The 1066-nt window shown below is 51.6% G+C and carries 3 protein-coding genes; 1 reads left to right on the top strand and 2 read right to left on the bottom strand.

Annotated elements, in window-relative coordinates; translation table 11 throughout:
- The coding region (locus QZ506_RS05540; RefSeq protein WP_291969636.1) for an integrase core domain-containing protein at positions 1-231 on the top strand (231 nt) is incomplete at its 5' end.
- Between the two features lie 265 nt (positions 232-496).
- On the opposite strand, the gene QZ506_RS05535 is transcribed toward QZ506_RS05540, so the two are convergent.
- Together QZ506_RS05535 and QZ506_RS05530 are read right to left on the bottom strand one after the other, a co-directional pair.
- Entirely contained in the window at positions 497-835 is a 339-nt protein-coding gene (locus tag QZ506_RS05535; protein ID WP_291969634.1) for an antiterminator Q family protein, read from the bottom strand.
- Positions 832-1066: helix-turn-helix domain-containing protein (locus tag QZ506_RS05530; protein WP_291969632.1), on the bottom strand; the 235-nt coding region annotated here is incomplete at its 5' end. The genes QZ506_RS05530 and QZ506_RS05535, both read right to left, overlap by 4 nt.

Raw genomic sequence — 1066 nt, 5'->3', positions numbered from 1 at the left:
GGCATCTGCGAGCGCTTCCATAAAACCATTTTGCAGTATTTTTATCAGGTTACGTTCCGCAAGAAGTTATATGGAGACCTGGAAAGCCTGCAGGTAGATCTGGACAACTGGTTGTGGCATTACAATAATGAGCGAACTCATCAGGGAAAAATGTGCTGCTGGCGTACGCCAATGGCCACTTTACTCGATGGAAAACGGATCTGGGCAGAAAAGAATCTGAACCAGATGTAATCTGACAGACACCTGTATAAATAATCGGTAACTGTCAGATCAGGTTTGAGCTAGTACAAATTAGTAGCTGGTAGCCGGGTGTCAACTAGAGCACCATAGACGCTCCGGGCATATTCCCCTTGCGGGTATTGTATTACGCCTCTCCGCCCGGCCTTCGGATGTGTTTACGTCGTTTTACGGGCATAAAAAAGCGGCAAAGCTATCGGGTGCGGACTACCGCTATGGTGTTCTAGTACCACCAGTATCCCGATAGCTGCTTGCGTTGTCAAGCCGCCTCCAAAAGTTCAGCAACACTACCCTCTATGTAAGCCTCGGCGCGAGCAAGAAAGCCCGTTATATAGTAGGCGGGCTTCCCTAACTCTTGGCATATCGCCTTGCACGACACCTTCCCTTTGTAGTACGCCACCACGATATCGTATCCCAGCGGGTCGAAATGCTTGAGTCTCCCTACCGCCCGTTCAACTATCTCACCGTCGACATCAGACAGCATGGAGCGGATATCGCTGCTTGCCGTAACGAGGGGCCATGCTGCCTTGTACTCGGTGCCAATGCGTGAGCCGCTCCAGTTTCCCCATGCCGTCAACAGGTATCGAATATCTCTCATTTCACCGTCCCCCAGTTTTTGCCGTTCCTGATGCTGTAGATATGCTGCTTGCTGGTCTCGAATTTCCTCGCCACCTCCGCCACCGGCATGCCGGAGTCCAGTAGCGCCCGGATAAGCGGAATATCTTCCGCCGTCAGTCGCACACGCTGTCTCATGCCGCTTCCCCCATGCGATAGGTAATGCCCGGCTTTGTTGAATAATAGGTAATCATGCTGTTTTTCCGTGCCAGTT

The sequence above is a fragment of the Candidatus Symbiopectobacterium sp. genome, assembly GCF_020054415.1.
GTDB lineage: Bacteria > Pseudomonadota > Gammaproteobacteria > Enterobacterales > Enterobacteriaceae > Symbiopectobacterium.
The sequence above is the reverse complement of the archived record's forward strand: the minus strand, read 5'-3'. Positions and strand labels throughout refer to the sequence as shown.

What these genes read in the sequence shown, in the direction of transcription:
- QZ506_RS05535 (WP_291969634.1), bottom strand. Translation starts at nt 835, where the DNA reads ATGAGAGATATTCGATACCTGTTGACGGCATGGGGAAACTGGAGCGGC.